Origin of the sequence: Chryseobacterium phocaeense (assembly GCF_900169075.1) — a bacterium.
Taxonomy (GTDB): Bacteria; Bacteroidota; Bacteroidia; order Flavobacteriales; family Weeksellaceae; genus Chryseobacterium; species Chryseobacterium phocaeense.
In genome coordinates this window covers 1,053,404-1,069,086 of record NZ_LT827015.1, presented here as the reverse complement: position 1 = coordinate 1,069,086, position 15,683 = coordinate 1,053,404, and the positions used below count along the sequence as shown (strand labels likewise).

The 15,683-nt window shown below is 37.3% G+C and carries 14 protein-coding genes; 2 read left to right on the top strand and 12 right to left on the bottom strand.

The genetic code is table 11. The features are described from left to right. Nucleotides 1-21: 21 nt before the first annotated feature. The 7 genes from B7E04_RS11470 to B7E04_RS11440 form a co-directional block, all read right to left on the bottom strand. Complete coding sequence (locus tag B7E04_RS11470) at nucleotides 22-897, bottom strand: hypothetical protein (protein ID WP_080778781.1); 876 nt, start codon at nucleotides 895-897, stop codon at nucleotides 22-24. Next, on the bottom strand, nucleotides 881-1,378 hold the full coding sequence (locus B7E04_RS11465; RefSeq protein WP_139785386.1) for a hypothetical protein: 498 nt from the start codon (nucleotides 1,376-1,378) through the stop codon (nucleotides 881-883). Before B7E04_RS11465 ends, B7E04_RS11470 begins: the two co-directional genes overlap by 17 nt. A 92-nt stretch (nucleotides 1,379-1,470) precedes the next feature. Then, complete coding sequence (locus tag B7E04_RS11460; RefSeq protein ID WP_131797321.1) at nucleotides 1,471-1,758, bottom strand: hypothetical protein; 288 nt, start codon at nucleotides 1,756-1,758, stop codon at nucleotides 1,471-1,473. Between the two features lie 219 nt (nucleotides 1,759-1,977). Next, entirely contained in the window at nucleotides 1,978-2,553 is a 576-nt protein-coding gene (locus B7E04_RS11455; RefSeq protein ID WP_080778779.1) for a Crp/Fnr family transcriptional regulator, read from the bottom strand. A gap of 690 nt (nucleotides 2,554-3,243) precedes the next feature. Further along, nucleotides 3,244-4,053, bottom strand: coding sequence for a tetratricopeptide repeat protein (locus B7E04_RS11450; RefSeq protein WP_080778778.1), 810 nt, complete (start codon nucleotides 4,051-4,053; stop codon nucleotides 3,244-3,246). Continuing rightward, on the bottom strand, nucleotides 4,050-4,616 hold the full coding sequence (locus B7E04_RS11445; RefSeq protein WP_080778777.1) for a phosphatase PAP2 family protein: 567 nt from the start codon (nucleotides 4,614-4,616) through the stop codon (nucleotides 4,050-4,052). Before B7E04_RS11445 ends, B7E04_RS11450 begins: the two co-directional genes overlap by 4 nt. A gap of 7 nt (nucleotides 4,617-4,623) precedes the next feature. Continuing rightward, nucleotides 4,624-4,959: a Sec-independent protein translocase subunit TatA/TatB gene (locus B7E04_RS11440; protein WP_080778776.1), complete on the bottom strand. Its 336-nt coding sequence runs from the start codon at nucleotides 4,957-4,959 to the stop codon at nucleotides 4,624-4,626. A 393-nt stretch (nucleotides 4,960-5,352) separates the two neighbouring features. Here B7E04_RS11440 and B7E04_RS11435 point away from each other — a divergent pair, with 393 nt between their 5' ends. Further along, nucleotides 5,353-6,297, top strand: a complete 945-nt coding sequence (locus B7E04_RS11435) for a hypothetical protein (protein WP_080778775.1) — start codon at nucleotides 5,353-5,355, stop codon at nucleotides 6,295-6,297. A gap of 296 nt (nucleotides 6,298-6,593) precedes the next feature. Here B7E04_RS11435 and B7E04_RS11430 read toward each other — a convergent pair whose 3' ends face one another. From B7E04_RS11430 to secD, 4 genes are all read right to left on the bottom strand, one after another. Then, on the bottom strand, nucleotides 6,594-7,256 hold the full coding sequence (locus B7E04_RS11430) for a hypothetical protein (RefSeq protein ID WP_228439907.1): 663 nt from the start codon (nucleotides 7,254-7,256) through the stop codon (nucleotides 6,594-6,596). A 75-nt stretch (nucleotides 7,257-7,331) separates the two neighbouring features. Then, entirely contained in the window at nucleotides 7,332-8,231 is a 900-nt protein-coding gene (locus tag B7E04_RS11425; protein ID WP_080778774.1) for a helix-turn-helix domain-containing protein, read from the bottom strand. A 9-nt stretch (nucleotides 8,232-8,240) separates the two neighbouring features. Next, nucleotides 8,241-9,473, bottom strand: coding sequence for a TCR/Tet family MFS transporter (locus B7E04_RS11420; protein ID WP_080778773.1), 1,233 nt, complete (start codon nucleotides 9,471-9,473; stop codon nucleotides 8,241-8,243). 299 nt (nucleotides 9,474-9,772) lie between these two features. After that, a complete protein-coding gene (secD, locus tag B7E04_RS11415; RefSeq protein WP_080778772.1) occupies nucleotides 9,773-12,685 on the bottom strand; it encodes a protein translocase subunit SecD in 2,913 nt (970 codons plus the stop codon). A gap of 218 nt (nucleotides 12,686-12,903) precedes the next feature. Between secD and B7E04_RS11410 the strand changes: the two genes are divergently transcribed. Next, complete coding sequence (locus B7E04_RS11410; protein ID WP_080778771.1) at nucleotides 12,904-14,271, top strand: PQQ-dependent sugar dehydrogenase; 1,368 nt, start codon at nucleotides 12,904-12,906, stop codon at nucleotides 14,269-14,271. Between the two features lie 205 nt (nucleotides 14,272-14,476). Here the strand turns inward: B7E04_RS11410 and B7E04_RS11405 are convergent, their stop codons facing one another. Further along, entirely contained in the window at nucleotides 14,477-15,676 is a 1,200-nt protein-coding gene (locus B7E04_RS11405) for a hypothetical protein (protein ID WP_080778770.1), read from the bottom strand. Nucleotides 15,677-15,683: the final 7 nt, after the last annotated feature.

Here is a 15,683-nt window from a genome sequence, read left to right as displayed (position 1 = left end):
ATCAATATAAAAAATAATAGTTTAAACTTTTTCATCATCGTAATAATTAAAGTAATAGGCTGTAAGGTTCCAGATAATCATTATTGAGGCAAAAAAATACAGATTAAAAAGTATGATTATGCCTACATGCATTCCGATAGTTAAAAATAACCAGACTTTCCTGGTACGGTTTATATTAATAAATAACGGATAAAATATTTCTACTATAAGGGTAATCCATCCCAATATAATATAAACTATGGGATTATCTGTTATAGAATTCAGCTCAATATATCTTGTAAAATTCGGCAAATGGGATGCTTTCCAGATTGATTCTCCATTCCACCAATTGAATCCCAATATTTTATCAAAACCTGAAAAGAAATAAGATATACATAAATGCCACTGAATTGTTCTTTTGAAAATAGTAAAATCTCTTGTTTTTGTATTCAACTGAGAAAATCTGATATCTGAAGGAAAGAAAATAATATAAAATAAAGACATGCTTTCAAAATAGTCTGCTCCATAGGAAAACTGTATGCCTGATTTAACAACGGATATCTGAAGAAAAAGTAAAAGCAAAGCGGAAACCCTGCTGTAAAAACCTAAAATGATACAAATGCATAAAGCAGCAAAAGTACCTTTAAAAATAAGTATCGAAGAATTATAGGTGAAATACTTTTCTAAAAACAGTAATATGTCTGTTGTGGTAATATATTTTGTGCCTTCATAAGCTTTGTTCAGCTCAATTGGGATAATGCTGTTCTTTCCATATAAAAGATCAAAATCCTGCCAGTAAGAAATAAAATGCAACAGGATCACAATTCCTATTGAAACCCTGAAAAATAAGATAAACTCCGGATTATAGAAAATTTCCTTCAGTTTTAATGTTTCCTGTACCCTATCTAACACTGTCAATTGGTATTAAATTAATCCGTTTATCAGAACTATAAAGCCTGGGAAAATCATAAAGATAAACTTTGGTCTCACAATCATTTATATTATGCTTTTTTTTAAATGACGCATTTATTTGTTTCAGTACGGCTTTATTGTAACTCATTTTTTTCTTATCTTTTGGAGACCATCCATTTTTGATATTCTCTAAAAAAATATTATTTGTATTCAGAAACCTTAATTTCCCTTCTCTGGTCTGCAAGAAACCAGAACTTACAAAAGATTCTTTATTATATTTTGTAAGAACAATGAAATCACTGGAAACATTAGGTGCAAAGAAGCCATATCCTGTGTTAAAGCCTGTATAATACCAAAAATAATGGCCGATATCATTGACATCTGCTATTTTTTTTGTCGCCTCATTTCTTTCATAATCATAAAACGTACAAAAGCCTTCGGTGGTTGAGCTTATTCCGTTGATGATCAATTTTGTAATGATGATCACAAATATGGTTATATTAATATATTTCATTGTATATGTTGCAAAAAAAGTTCCTCACAAAAATGCAAGGAACTTACATATTTTACAAATTTGAACTATCTGTTATATTTGTCGATAATTTTTTGTAATTGTGCTTGTTGTACGGGCACATCAGGGTGGTTCAGAGACTTGGTTTTGCATTCATTACTAATACCCTGTGTATCACAGAATGTCCATCCAACCACTAATTCGCCTAGCTTTTTCAAATCAGCTTCAGAAATTTTGCTTGTGTCTTTAATTAAAATTGTTTTTCCATCACTTTCAATTACTTTTTCTTTGTCACCTGTAAAGGACATTAACATAAGTGATAAAACACCTGCGCTTAAAAAGATTATTTTTTTCATGACATATTAATTTATTTTGTTCCTTTGGTCTTGAACGTTAAAATGACCCTATACAAATTTTATCGTGTTCGCATAATCTCACTATCTGTTGATTTTTTTTTAGGTTCAAAAGAAAACCCAAGAGTCACAATTAGTACTAATAATGGTTATTATAACGACACAAACATATTTAACAAATATCAGAAAAAGTATGATTTAAATCACACTTTCTTGAATTCATTACCAATTTTTTTTATGCCTTACCAAAGTTTCTCTGGAAATAGACAGAAACGAAGCTAAAATTTTATCGTTTAATTTAAATACCAGATGGGGAAAATGTTCCTTAAAATATTTCATTTTGAGGGAAATATCAACAATATTGATGAGCTGAAGTTTTTTCATATGTATATTACTGTATTCTTCAAGCACTTTGATATAAATCTTTTTAAAATTTTCAGATGAATTTAACAGTAAGTCAAAATTATTTTTTGTGATAAATAGCAAAAATGAATCTGTAACGCTTTCAATTATTTCCTGATTGGTATTCTGATCCCTGAATCCAACCATATCAGTCAAAAAGTTACCCTCCCAGGCTATCATTCTGGTAGCCTCGTTTCCTTTGTCATTAATGGAGTATGCCCTTATAAATCCTTCTACTACAAAGAAAAGCTTATTACAGGAACAGTTTTGCCCTACTAATATTTCTTTTTTCTTAGTTTTCTGGAATATAAATTTATCTGCTATGTTTATTTCGTCTTCTCTGGAAATTTCTCCATAATTCTTTAGTAGTTTAATTAGTTTTTCATGTGTCATCATTAGTTTTTCGTATATATTGGTTGTATTAAAAATTTATTCCGGTATCATATTTCTGATTTTTAGTGATTTAAAATAAAATAATGTCTATAGTGCAGTATAAAAATGACTCAAATTATTAATAAGAACAAAAACTCTGATTATCAATAATATAAATTACACATAGTTTTGAGCTAAACTACAAATTAATTCTTAAAGAAGTGAGTAAAACATCTTAATTTGAAAATTTTATAATTTAATCTTTCAAACTAAAATATTTGATTCATAATTAATTATCCCAATAATTTTAATAGAGTTCAACTTCAAAAATCTGATAGAGATTTTAAAGAAAAAGGATTTGAAATCTATCAAAATAGAACAAATATTTACAAAAAAGATATGAAAATTATTTCCGTTTATTGAATATACAAACTAATCAAAAAGGCTAAAACCAAGTTTTATCAATTCAAACAGAAAGAGATTGGAGTGTTTTTCCCACAATTTTGTATGTTTATGACAGGAAATAATTATACTAAACTCAAAGCATTTAATACAGGGAATTTTGGCTAAAAATCACAGCACCCACAGTATTTAAAATCTCAGTAAACTTATTTTAAAGAGATAGGAATAATGCTGGAAATTAATAGGATTTAAAAATATATTCTGGCTGAATAAAAATAAGGTCAGGTATAATATTACAAAGAAAAAACTTGATTATTTCACACATTTAGCATAATACTCTGCCAAAATCGCCTTTTCATACCCTAAGCTTACTGCTTTGTCCAGGTTTTCACAGGCTTCCTTGGGTTTTGCCGTATCAAACAGAATTAAGGCTTTCGTGACGTAAGAGTGGGAAAATTTAGGATCTATGGAAATGGCTTTATTCACGTCGACGAGAGCCTCCTTAGACTTTTTCATTTTGAAATAGACGTCTGCTCTTCCATTGTACAGCAGTGATTCAGGTTTTTCAGCAATCAGCTGGTTGTAATCTTTTAGGGCGCCTTCCAGGTCTCCGTTATTTTTCTTCAGATTGGCCAGCCCTGTTTTTGCAAAAATATTATCGGGAGCAAAGGTTAGAATCTGTTTAAGGTCATTCAGCGCAAGGTCCTTTTTTCCCTGGCTGTCGTAGATTTTGGAACGGGTAAGATAGAATTCCGGATTTTCAGCATCAATGCTAAGCCCTTTGGAAATGTATTCCAGGGCTTTCACCTTATTTCCTTTCTGGCTGTTTAGTGAAGCAAGATTTGCGTATACAGGAGCCGACAGAGGATTTGATTTTAAAGCTAATTCGTACGATTTCAGTGCCAGCGCAGTTTTCCCCAGTCTTCTTTGGGCTGTTCCCAGATTGTTGTAATATTCAGACTGGAATTTCTGGATCTGCTCCTTTTCTGCAAGTTTGGTGTATTGTTCTTCAGCACATTTATAGTCTGCTTTTTTAAAGCATTCTTCGGCTTTATTTTTGTCCTGTGCGTAAAGATGGAATGAAGCGCATATACATGCAGTAATAAGTAAAGTTTTTTTCATGAAGTTATAGTTTGTTTGTTGATGACTTTTTTGGCGAGTACTCCAAATATCACTCCCAATAAAGATCCAACAAACGCCCCCACCAAAATATCTATCGGGAAATGAACTCCTAAATATATCCGGCTGTAAGAAACTACCACAGCCCATACAAAGATAGCATATGGAAACCAATTGAGTTTCTTTTTCAATAAAATACTTAAATAAGAAGCAAGGAAGAAAGTGTTGGAAGCATGCGCAGAATAAAACCCATACTGTCCGCCGCACTTCACAATCCTCATATAGTGTTCCAGGGTAGGATCATGACAAGGCCGTAGCCTGGCCACTCCATATTTGAAAACACTGGCCAGCTGATCGGAAACCGTAGCGCCAAGGCCAATAAATATAAGAATGAAAACTAAAGACTTTAGTTTATAATTTTTGTATAAAAAGTAAAGAAATATAATGTAAAGCGGTACCCAGATCCATGTACTGGAAATCAGCATCCAAAATTGGTCGAAAGAACTATCGCCCAAATTATTAAGGTATAGAAAAACCTTTTTATCTTCCTGAATAATCTCCTCCATGAATCTGTTATCTGCTTACAGGCCCTTCGTAGGTGTCATCATCGGCAGGCTTTAATTTTGGAGGTTCATTGGTTGTGGAAGGCTCATTCACAATGTCTTTTTCAATATCCTTCATGGGATTGAAGTCTTTCGCCGCATCTTTTACCTTCTCTATTTCACGCTTGATCTCGGAAACAGGATTATCTGTTTCCTTCATGATTTCAGTTTTAATGTCTTCCACCGCACCACGCATTTTTCTTACGCCTGCCCCTAAGTCACGCGCTATCTGAGGAAGTTTATCCGGACCGAATAATACAACAATCGCTACCGCGATCAGTGCCATTTCTCCAATGCTTAATTCCATGCGGTAAAATTACGAAAGTTTACAGACTTATTTGCGGATAAAGTAGAATTTTAAACAAATTTTAAGATTCGGGTTAGGATTGAGAGAGTTTCAGGGTTTGAGTGTATGAGTGTGTTTGAGTGTATATGTAATAATAAGATGTATAAATGTTCTAAATCTCATTACAGCATCTGTCTAATATCTGATGTCTGAAATCTAAAATCTTGATTCTTAAAAACTCCCCTCTAAAAGTATCAGTCCCTAAAACTCTCCCCTCTCAAACCCTCTAACTCTTTAACCCTTCCACTCTTAAACTCTCCACAACGTTCAGTTAACAAATATTTAATTCAAAACATTGAGAATTATATTAGATTTTACTAAATTTATTATTCCAAATACCATTAAAATATTATTATGAAAAAAATTGTAACTACTTTCAAGCTTTTTGCCGTTATATCGGTATTAGCGCTTACCGCCTGTCAGGACGAAAATACTGAGCCGGTACAGGAAACTGCTGTTGCTAAAGTATCAACAGCCGATCTGAAAAAAGAAATCACTCCTGGATTAAAAGTTGTTCCGGACAATGTTCAGGCGCAGATCAATGATTCTAAAAGCAATCTTGAAAAGTATCTGAAGAATGACCTCCAAATCACAGGGGTTAGTAATTTAGGAAAACTGGCTTCACAGAAAGGAATTGAAATTTCTCAGAATTTAATCTCTGACAGGGAACAGTTTACTGCAGAAGGAAACATCCTTGCACCGGAAACGGTAAAAATAGGGAAAATCGGGACATTATTTTTTGGAGATCAGCTGTCTGAAGCTCAGAAAGGAATTAAAGAATCGGCTTCTGAACAGATCAAAACCGGAACTGATGTTCTTGAAATCTCATGGAACTATAAAGGACAACAATTCAACTCTTTATGCTTTTATAATGAATCCGGAATTATCTGGGACAATGTATTCGCAGGGCTTGTCATGATGGATACCAGAGGAAATTCTGAGGTATCCCCTATCGAAGCTCAGGCTAAAGTATCTTCAAAATGGTACAAACAATGGTGGACCGCCAACTGGCTTTGGGGCTCCAAAAGAGGAGAAATAGGATACAAAATCACGATTTACTATTCCGGATCTGCCGTTTCCAATGTGGATGTAAGCGACTGGGGAAGTATCAGCTTAGGAAAAGCAAAAAGTGAAAGCAAAGTGATCAAAAGAACCGGCGCTTACGGGCAGTGCAGATATGCACTTGGGCTGTGTACACCTACAGGTTCTTTAAGCTTTAACTCAAGTAATTTCTCAGTATCATTTTCAGGACTGGGAAGCAATATCGTAAGCAACGGAACAAAATCACTTTATCCGTAAACATTCTGAACACATTATTATATTTTCAATAGAAGACGGGGAAGCTTTCGGGTTTCCCTGTTTTTGTTTTTATAATGTTTTCAGGAAGTTTGAAGGCCGAAGAGGGAAGTTCTTGAGATCTGAAAACACAACTTACCGCAACTTCATTAATTTTTAAAACCAGATTGATCAAATTCTATGAGTGGTGCTTAATATAAATATCTGGTGTTAACTTCCAGCCTCCCTCTCCCAGCTTCCAGCCACTTCATCTGAAATTTCTAATCCCAAACTCAGGTTAAAATAATCATGATCCTTTCTCAATTAAACAGCCTGATCGCAGCAAAAACTCCATAATTATCTTTGCTTTCTTTAAAAGGGCCATACCTGTCAAAGTTCGCGCCGGCTCCGAAAGTAACTGATCGGTAACTCAGTCCAAACCTGAGCATCAGATAGCTGCGGGCATGTTCACCGTTTTTAATGGTTTCAGAATACAGTCCCTGAATCCGGGAATAAAGATTCCAGCTTTCATTGATCCTGGGTTTATATTCCATCATGAGAAAACCTTCTGCAATACTGCTTTTGGAAAATCCAATAAATCTTGGATTCACAACCAGTAAAAAATCTTTGAAATTCTTCGAATACATAAACCCTGCAGTTGGCCGAAGTCCTGTATTGGGCGTATAATGGGAACCACCTACCAGACGGAGGTTCTTAATGATTTCAAAAGTGATATTCGCCTGGATCATGGCATCTTTGGAGTTATCTTCAGACCATTTTGAGGAAATATTAGCCACACTGAAGAAACCCAATCCTTTAATTCCTTCAATTCCTTTATTCATCGTCATCTGGGAAGCAAATCCTTTATTTCCTGCCAGCGCTTCAAATATAACGGGTGGATTTGAGGCCGGTGCTTCAGTCTGAGAATAAAACCACACAGGAATAAAGATAAGATATACTGCTAAAAGTATCGTTTTTTTCATGTTTTAACCGTCATTAGTTGCATTTACAAAATTCTGAAATACAACAAAAAAAGGTTAGAACATATCCATCTGTTATCAGGACAAACCAATCCCTTTCCGGTAATCGGACGGAGTCATCCCGCTGTGTTTTTTGAAAAACCGGGAAAAATAGGAAACATCTTCCACCCCTAATGCAAAGGCAATTTCTGAAACGGAATAATGAGGCAGCGAAAGAAGAGCTTTAGCTTCCATCAGCAGGGATTCATTGATAATTTCGGAAGCCGTTTTTCCTGTTGTGTTTTTGATGGATTTATTCAGATGATTGGGAGAAACATTCAGCAGATCTGCATATTCTTTTACTGAATGCAGATTTTGAATCTCACTGGTGATCAACTTCCGGAAGCGGAACACCAGGGTTTCGTTTGCAGAAAGGTTCGGACGGGGAAGATTTTCTATAAAATGACGGATTTCTCCTAATAACGTAAAAAGATACAGCCTGACAAGATCCAGGTTGTTACTTTGATTATAAAGTGCCTCCATCTGCCGTAGAAGGATAAAAATCCTCCCGCAATGTTCCGGATCCGGAAAAAGAGTCGGGTTATACACGAGGTCAGCATGATTCAATATATCCTGCAAAAATTTAAGTCCCGGACCATCAGCAATGAATTCGTTGGAGAAATGGCAGTAAAAACCTTCTACATCAGGTGTAAAATGCATAAACGTCCGGATTTTGTGCGGAGGAAGCAGCATGATCATCCCTTCCGTTACTCCGAATACGCTTGAGCATACCATTTTCTCAATGCTCCCTTTTGTGATGAATATAAAATCATTGACCGTTTTCCGGTGTGGCCTGGAAGGAATTTTACCGTCTTTCAGGATATGGAGCGGTTCTATAAAAAACTCATTCAATTCTTTTTTTGCCATGGATTTTCCCGTCCAATCTATGTTCAGGATTGAACTGAATTCATCAGGTTGATATTGGGGAACACGGCTCATATGAATAAATTATTTTAACCCGGTCTTTTTATTATTTTTCTGAAAGGCATAATAAGACATGACCACACTTACGGCCATTAAAATAAAGGCAAGGAAGAACGGCGCTCCCGAAAATTCAAACGGTGCTTCGTCATGGGTAAAATAGTAGAACAGGTTGGTCATCAGTGGCGGTCCTATAATGGAAGTGGCACTCATCAGGCTGGTCAGCGCACCCTGAAGTTCTCCCTGCTCATTGGAAGGAACACTTTTCGTGATGACAGACTGAAGCGCCGGTCCACAGATCCCTCCTAAACAATAAGGAACCAGGAATGCAAACATCATCCAGCCTTCTGTAGCAAAGGCAAAAAGAAGCATTCCTATTGCATACAAAGCCAATCCGTAATAGATACTTTTCTGCTCGCCAAGTCTTGGGGTCGTCCAGCGTATCAGTCCTCCCTGGACAAGGCCGACTAAAGCTCCTACAACGCCTAATGAAATTCCAACCATCTTTTCATCCCAGTTAAATTTATACATCGTGAAAAAGCTCCAGTTGCTCTGTACGGCATGCCCGGCAATATAAATTAAGATCAGGGCAATGATTAGTCCCGAAATTTCCGGATGCTTACCTAAAAATTTAAATGAACCAACAGGATTTGCCCTTTTCCAATCGAATTCTCTTCTTTTATCTTTATCTAAACTTTCCGGAAGGATAAAATAGCCATACAGGAAATTCAACAGACATAAAGCAGCGGCGGCATAAAACGGAACCCTGGCTCCGTAATGTCCCAGAAGTCCACCCAATACAGGCCCGATAATAAACCCTAAACCGAATGCTGCCCCGATAAGCCCAAAGTTTTTGGCCCTGTCTTCATCCGTGGAGATATCAGCAATATAGGCGCTGGCAGTGGTTACACTCGCTCCGGTAAGCCCGGCGATAATTCTTCCGAGAAAAAGCCACCAGATGGTTGGTGCCAGAGCGAGAAAAATATAGTCTACCGCAAATCCAAAGAGAGAGATCAGGATAACAGGTCTTCTGCCGTATTTATCGCTTAAGTTCCCTACCACCGGAGAAAAAATAAACTGGGTAAATGCATAGGCAAAACCCAGCCAGCCACCATATTTTGCAGCTTCGCTGATATCTGCATGAATCAGTTCCTCGATCAGTTTGGGAACTACGGGAATAATAATTCCCCATCCGGTAATGTCAATCAGTAAGGTGATAAATATAAAGCCGATGGCTGCTTTTTTCTTTGAATTTTCCATAGTGGTGCAAAATTAATCAAATCTGAAATATAATGGTTCTAAATTGCTGCTTTTGGAGGGAAATTGAGAGCCAAGAGTAAGATACCAGACTTCAGATATCAGATATCAGACTTCAGACTTCAGATTTCAGACTTCAGATTTAGACTGGTAAATATAAATTCAAACTTTAAACTTTACATATTAAATTTTTGAAACCAGGATTCTCATCTACCAAACCACCGGTCTTAAAACACAAAAAACGATTACAAAAAAAGACCGCTTCTGTCGAAACGGTCTTTACTTATTTATTGTAGTTTGTTTTACTTGGTTGCAAGTCCTTCTTTTGCACTTGTGGATTTGCCATGTACTTCTTCTTCCTTTCCTTTTTTAAGGAAGTCGTACGCGATAGCCGATGCCACGAAGATGGATGAATAGGTACCAAATCCGATACCGATCAACATCGCAAACATAAATCCTCTCAGGTTATCTCCTCCAAAGATGAAGATTGCCAGGATAACAAGAATGGTAGTGAATGAGGTGTTGAAAGTTCTACCCAAAGTACTGGAGATAGAGTCATCAAATAATCCAGCCAGTGTTAAAGATTTTTTCTCTCTTAAATATTCCCTGATTCTGTCGAAGATAATAACGGTATCATTGATTGAATATCCTAATACCGTAAGGATCGCTGCAATGAAATCCTGGTTGATCTCCATATTGAACGGCATATATTTGTGAAGCAATGAATATGCTCCCAGGATAATTACTGCATCGTGGAATAGTGCTGCCACCGCTCCAAGAGAGAACTGCCATTTTCTAAATCTCAATAAGATATAGATAAAGATCATTCCAAGGGCTCCCAATACGGCATAAACCCCGTGAATCTTAATATCATCCGCTACAGAAGGTCCTACTTTTTCAGAAGAGATAATCCCTGCGTGATCTTTGTCGGCAGATTTGAAATCCGCTAAAGTAGTTCCAGCAGGAAGGTTAGATTTAAGACCTTCGAATAATTTCTGCTCAATGATCTGATCCGCTTTTAAAGATTCGTCTTCGATCAGGTAATCGGTTGAAATCTTCAATTGTCTGTCGTTTCCATATGTTTTAGCTTCTACAGAAGAGTTTTTACCGTCTTCAGTTTTGAATAAAGCAACTAATTTTTCTTCAACATCTTCAGCTTTAACATCTTTATCAAATCTTACCACATAGTTTCTACCGCCGGTAAAATCAATACCGTACTTGAACCCGTGTGTAGCGATTGAAATAATACAAACTACAGTAAGAACGGCAGAAATGATATACGCATACTTTCTTTTCCCGATAAAATCAATCCATGTATTTCTGAATAGATTTTTAGTTGCCGGCGTCCATACGGAAAGTCCTTTTCCTTTGTTCAATCTTGAGAAGATCATTACTCTGGAAAGCAATACGGACGTGAATAATGTCATCGCAATACCGATCATCAGCGTCAATGCAAAACCTTTGATAGGCCCTGTTCCGAAGAAGAACAGCACAACCGCCGTTAAGAAAGTAGTGGTGTGACCGTCAATAATTGCATTCAATGCATGTTTGAAACCGTCTTTATAAGCTTCAAGAATACTTTTTCCTAAGAATAGTTCTTCTTTTGTTCTTTCATAAATAATTACGTTGGTATCTACCGCGACCGCCATCGTTAGTACGATACCCGCGATCCCCGGAAGCGTAAGCGTGAAGTCTCCGGAATCCATAATCCCGAAAATATAGAATAAGTTGATGATCATTGCAATAACTGCATAAACACCAGCTCCACCGTAATAGAAAATAATATAAACGATAATAATACCGAAGGCAATAATGAATGACATTAAACCGGCATCAATAGATTCCTGTCCCAAAGACGGACCTACCACAGTAGCCTGAACTACTTTTGCTCCGGCAGGTAATTTTCCTGCGCCCAGAACATCTACAAGTTCTTTAGCTTCTTCCTGAGAGAAGTTACCGGAAATTTGAGTTCTACCGTTTGGAATGGCATTGACAACATTCGGAGCTGTATAAACTCTTCCGTCCAATGTTACAGCAACCGGTCTTCCTACGTTTTTCTCTGTTAATGTTTTCCATTCTTTAGCCCCTTTGGAGTCCATCTGCATGTCTACCACTACTCTGCTCAGCTCATCATAGCTGATGCTTGCAGTTTCCACAGCACCGTCTACAGGAGCTTTCTGGTTGATATTTCCTCTGATTGCGTACAATACCAGACTTTCAGAATCTGTAGCCTCCGGCTTGTACCCCCACATAAACTGGGTATATTTAATGTTTGCAGGACGTAAAGACTGGCCTACTTTACTGTTCAGGATCTTGTTTACAGCGGCTGTGTCGGATAGCTTCACGCTTCCTACAGCACTCTGGTTCATTGATTTTCCTCCCTGGATGATGTTCATGAAATTGAAATTCTTCGCAACACCCATTGAATCACCTTTTATAGCGACCATCGTAGATAATGTCTGGAAATAAGGAGCAATCTCATTGATTTGCTGTACTTCCCAGAACTGAAGTTTTGCAGACGTCTGAAGCATTTTCTTCACCTTGTCGATATCCTTCATACCAGGCATTTCCACGGAAATCCTTGCGGTACCCGGAACTCTCTGAACGTTTGGCTGGATCGCTCCAAGCTTGTCAATCCTTGTTCTGATTACTTCAAAAGCAGTACCTACGGAAAGGTCAATTCTTCTTTTGATGATACTTTTTACCTGATCATCAGAAGTATTGTATTTGATCTCTGATAAATTGGTATTTCCGAAAAGTTCAGGATCAGCTAACTTAAGGTTGGTTCCTTTGGTTTTATTGATCGCCTCGAACTGATCGAAGAAATTATCAATATAAGATTTTGTGGAATTCTTCTGAACTTCATCAGTCTTGTTTAAAGCCTCGATAAGAACAGGGTTGGTTGAATAATTCGTTAAATCATTTACCAGGTCTCTCTGGTTGATTTCCAAAAGAACGTTGATCCCCCCTTTAAGGTCAAGACCAAGCTTCATTTCCTTGTCTTTGGCTTTGGTGTAATAAAGTTTCGTGAATCCCAGGTTCAAAGTATCCTTAGAAAGTCTTGCGATTTCTTTCTGGTACTTTTCCGGATTGTCTCCTGCAACAGCAGTCGCCTGCTTTTCAATTTTGCTGGCGTACCAGGTTGGTAATAGCTCATTTAAGCAAATTAACCCAAGTACAATAGCAACAATTGTAATAAGTCCTTTTCCTTGCATTTTGTTATAACTACGTTAAATTAAGTCGGCAAATATAATGATTTTATTATTATTTTATGAATTTTTTAACAGCAGAAATGGTTTATTTTCAGATATATCGGGGTTTTAATTTCTATTTAAGATTTAATAATTTTTTTTCCTTATTGTAATGAAATTTTCAAATTTTAATTGGTATAAAATTTTCATTCATATATCAATACACTAAATATCAAAATATTATGAAAAAACTATTTTTTACTTTAGGCATTTTCACCTCTTTAATTCTTAATTCACAAAGCATTAATTTGGTTGAATTTGCGTCGGGATTCACCAGTCCTGTTGAAATTACGAACGCCAATGACACCCGGCTTTTTGTTGTCCAGCAAAACGGGATCATTAAAATTGTGCAGCCCAATGGAACCACCAACAGTGCCGACTTTATGAATATCAGTTCCAAGGTTCTTTTCGGAGGCGAAAGAGGCCTGCTCGGGCTTGCTTTCCATCCCCAATATTCCACTAACGGCTATTTCTTTGTGTATTATAACAACACAGCCGGGAATATTATTGTCGCGAGATATTCCGTGAGCCCTACAAACCCTGATGTAGCGGATCCGGCCTCAGAAAAAATCCTGCTGAATATTCCAAAGCCGTTTGACAATCACAACGGGGGAAGCATTCATTTCGCTCCTGACGGAAACCTTTGGATCGTTACCGGAGACGGAGGAAGCGGTGGTGACCCAAACAACAATTCCCAGAATAAAAATTCACTGTTGGGAAAAATGTTGAGAATCGATGTCAATGCCACTGGACCGTATAATATTCCTCCTGACAATCCATTTGCAGGAGCCGTTGCCGGAGCCGATGAAATCTGGGCATACGGACTGAGAAATGCATGGAAATTCTCTTTTGATACAGACACCGGAAATGCCATGATCGCTGATGTAGGACAGAATGCAATTGAAGAAATTAACAAAATGCCTATAACCCAGGCAGGAATCAATTACGGATGGCGCTGCTACGAGGGCAATACAGCCTACAATACAACAGGATGCCCGGCTATGTCGACCATGACTTTCCCAGTAGCCGTCTATAATCACTCCGGAGGCAGATGCTCTATTACCGGAGGCTATGTGTACAGGGGAAGCCAATATCCTGCGCTTCAGGGGAAGTATTTCTTTGCAGACTACTGCTCTACCCAGATCGGGATTTTAAATGCTGACAATTCCATTGTCTGGAGCCCCGCAAGTTCCGGCAATAATTTTTCAACCTTTGGACAAAATTCAGGGAAAGAACTTTTTGTAGCCGCAGTGACCAGCGGAAAAATATTTAAAATCACTACGGGTACACTTGCCACAGATGAAACAGGTAATGAAAATTCCGTATACATTCATCCGAATCCGGCTTCAGAAAAAGTATTTATTGAAGGGTTTGACAACAGAAACAGTACAGCCGATCTGATCAGTACGGAAGGAAAAATAGCTCTGGACAAAGCAAAAATAGAAAATGACGGCAGTGTTGATATCACAGGAATTCCTCCCGGTGTTTATTATCTGATCATCAAAACCGGCGATGTGAAATCTTACAGTCAGAAACTGATCATTAAATAACGGAGTGCTTGAGAGTTTGAGAGTTAATGGGTTTGAAAGTGTTTCCAGTTGCTGGTTGCACGTTGTTAATCCCCAGTATTAAAGTATATCCTTAACCTGAAAGTCTCATATCTGATGTCTGATGTCTTGATTGACTTCATCTAACTGGCATTTCTTGACTCTTGGCTCTTTATTCTTGACTCTTAAATTCAAAAACTTTAAAGCCTCAGTAATTTTTTACCGGGGCTTTTTTGAAGTAAAGGAAGGCTACTGCTACCATTACAGGCATCAAAACAACACATCTTTCCAGCTTTGAAATTCTTTCTATTTCATTTTCAAATAATGTGTTCTGAAAAACAGCGACAAGAATCACCGAAACAATAAAGAGTACGATTTCAAACCATGACAACGCATCGTCAGAAACTTCTTCATCAGGGAATCTGCAGGTTAAAATCCAAAGCCCAAGGAAAATAATCATAAAAGGATATGCCCAGATCCTGAAGGTATCCCAGGCAATCGCATGAAGCAAAAGCGGAGACAGTGTTACTGCAGCAAGAATGATAAGGATACGTCTGTCAAGCTTTCTGAATTCCCCGCATACCAGATAGATCATAAAGAATATAGGAATCCCGAATTTGACGGTATTTTTAGACAAAAACAGTCTTTCTATAAAAAACGGACTCTGTTGTTTAAGGTAGGTTCCAAAACTTTCCGTATAAGCGGATGAAATCATTACAGCAACATTTTTGCTGATAAATCCTGTATTCCGCAGATAATGGAGAATCAGCTGATCATTTTCTTTTCCATACAGCTCCTGATAGAGTGACACGGAAAGTGTAGCCAATACGGGAAGAGCAAGAAATAGCCCTGCTTTTTTTAAAAGATCTGAGGAAAAAACCAATCTGTTGCCTGGCATTTCAAATACCATCAGCGCAAAAAGACAGATGGGAACCATGAGAAAAAATGAAATTTCATGCATGAACACACTGACCACCGTAAGCAATGATGCCCAAAATATTTTTTTATTTTTAATCAGATAAATGGCCAGGATGGTCAGAAGAAAAATCAAATGATCAAGATAGCCAATAAGGTGTGCGGAAAGAACAACATACTGTGAAAGGAAAAACAGAAGATAAAACAAAACCTTCCTGATGCTGTATTTCTGAAAGGTCTGCCGAACAGCAATTACAATCAGAGCTACATAAAGAAGTCCCAGTATGACCGCAGAAATAATCTGGATATTAAGTATACTTTTCTCAAAAAAGAATCCGAAAATTTCACCGGCAAGCCCTCTTTTTATAAATCCGAACCGGTAATCCAGCAGCCAGTGCGACTCAGACCACTGATTGGGAAGCCTGAGCGTTTTGATGACACTAAAAGCCAGCGCATAGACATACAGAAAGAAAATCAGAAACTTCCGGTTCATATTTTTC

Bases quoted from the DNA above. Each gene is read 5' to 3' on its own strand.
- B7E04_RS11435 (WP_080778775.1), top strand. From the start codon at position 5,353: ATGAAAAAAATTGTAACTACTTTCAAGCTTTTTGCCGTTATATCGGTA.
- B7E04_RS11440 (WP_080778776.1), bottom strand. From the start codon at position 4,959: ATGGAATTAAGCATTGGAGAAATGGCACTGATCGCGGTAGCGATTGTT.
- B7E04_RS11450 (WP_080778778.1), bottom strand. From the start codon at position 4,053: ATGAAAAAAACTTTACTTATTACTGCATGTATATGCGCTTCATTCCAT.
- secD (WP_080778772.1), bottom strand. From the start codon at position 12,685: ATGCAAGGAAAAGGACTTATTACAATTGTTGCTATTGTACTTGGGTTA.
- B7E04_RS11430 (WP_228439907.1), bottom strand. From the start codon at position 7,256: ATGAAAAAAACGATACTTTTAGCAGTATATCTTATCTTTATTCCTGTG.
- B7E04_RS11425 (WP_080778774.1), bottom strand. From the start codon at position 8,231: ATGAGCCGTGTTCCCCAATATCAACCTGATGAATTCAGTTCAATCCTG.
- B7E04_RS11420 (WP_080778773.1), bottom strand. From the start codon at position 9,473: ATGGAAAATTCAAAGAAAAAAGCAGCCATCGGCTTTATATTTATCACC.
- B7E04_RS11460 (WP_131797321.1), bottom strand. From the start codon at position 1,758: ATGAAAAAAATAATCTTTTTAAGCGCAGGTGTTTTATCACTTATGTTA.
- B7E04_RS11405 (WP_080778770.1), bottom strand. From the start codon at position 15,676: ATGAACCGGAAGTTTCTGATTTTCTTTCTGTATGTCTATGCGCTGGCT.
- B7E04_RS11410 (WP_080778771.1), top strand. From the start codon at position 12,904: ATGAAAAAACTATTTTTTACTTTAGGCATTTTCACCTCTTTAATTCTT.
- B7E04_RS11445 (WP_080778777.1), bottom strand. From the start codon at position 4,616: ATGGAGGAGATTATTCAGGAAGATAAAAAGGTTTTTCTATACCTTAAT.
- B7E04_RS11455 (WP_080778779.1), bottom strand. From the start codon at position 2,553: ATGATGACACATGAAAAACTAATTAAACTACTAAAGAATTATGGAGAA.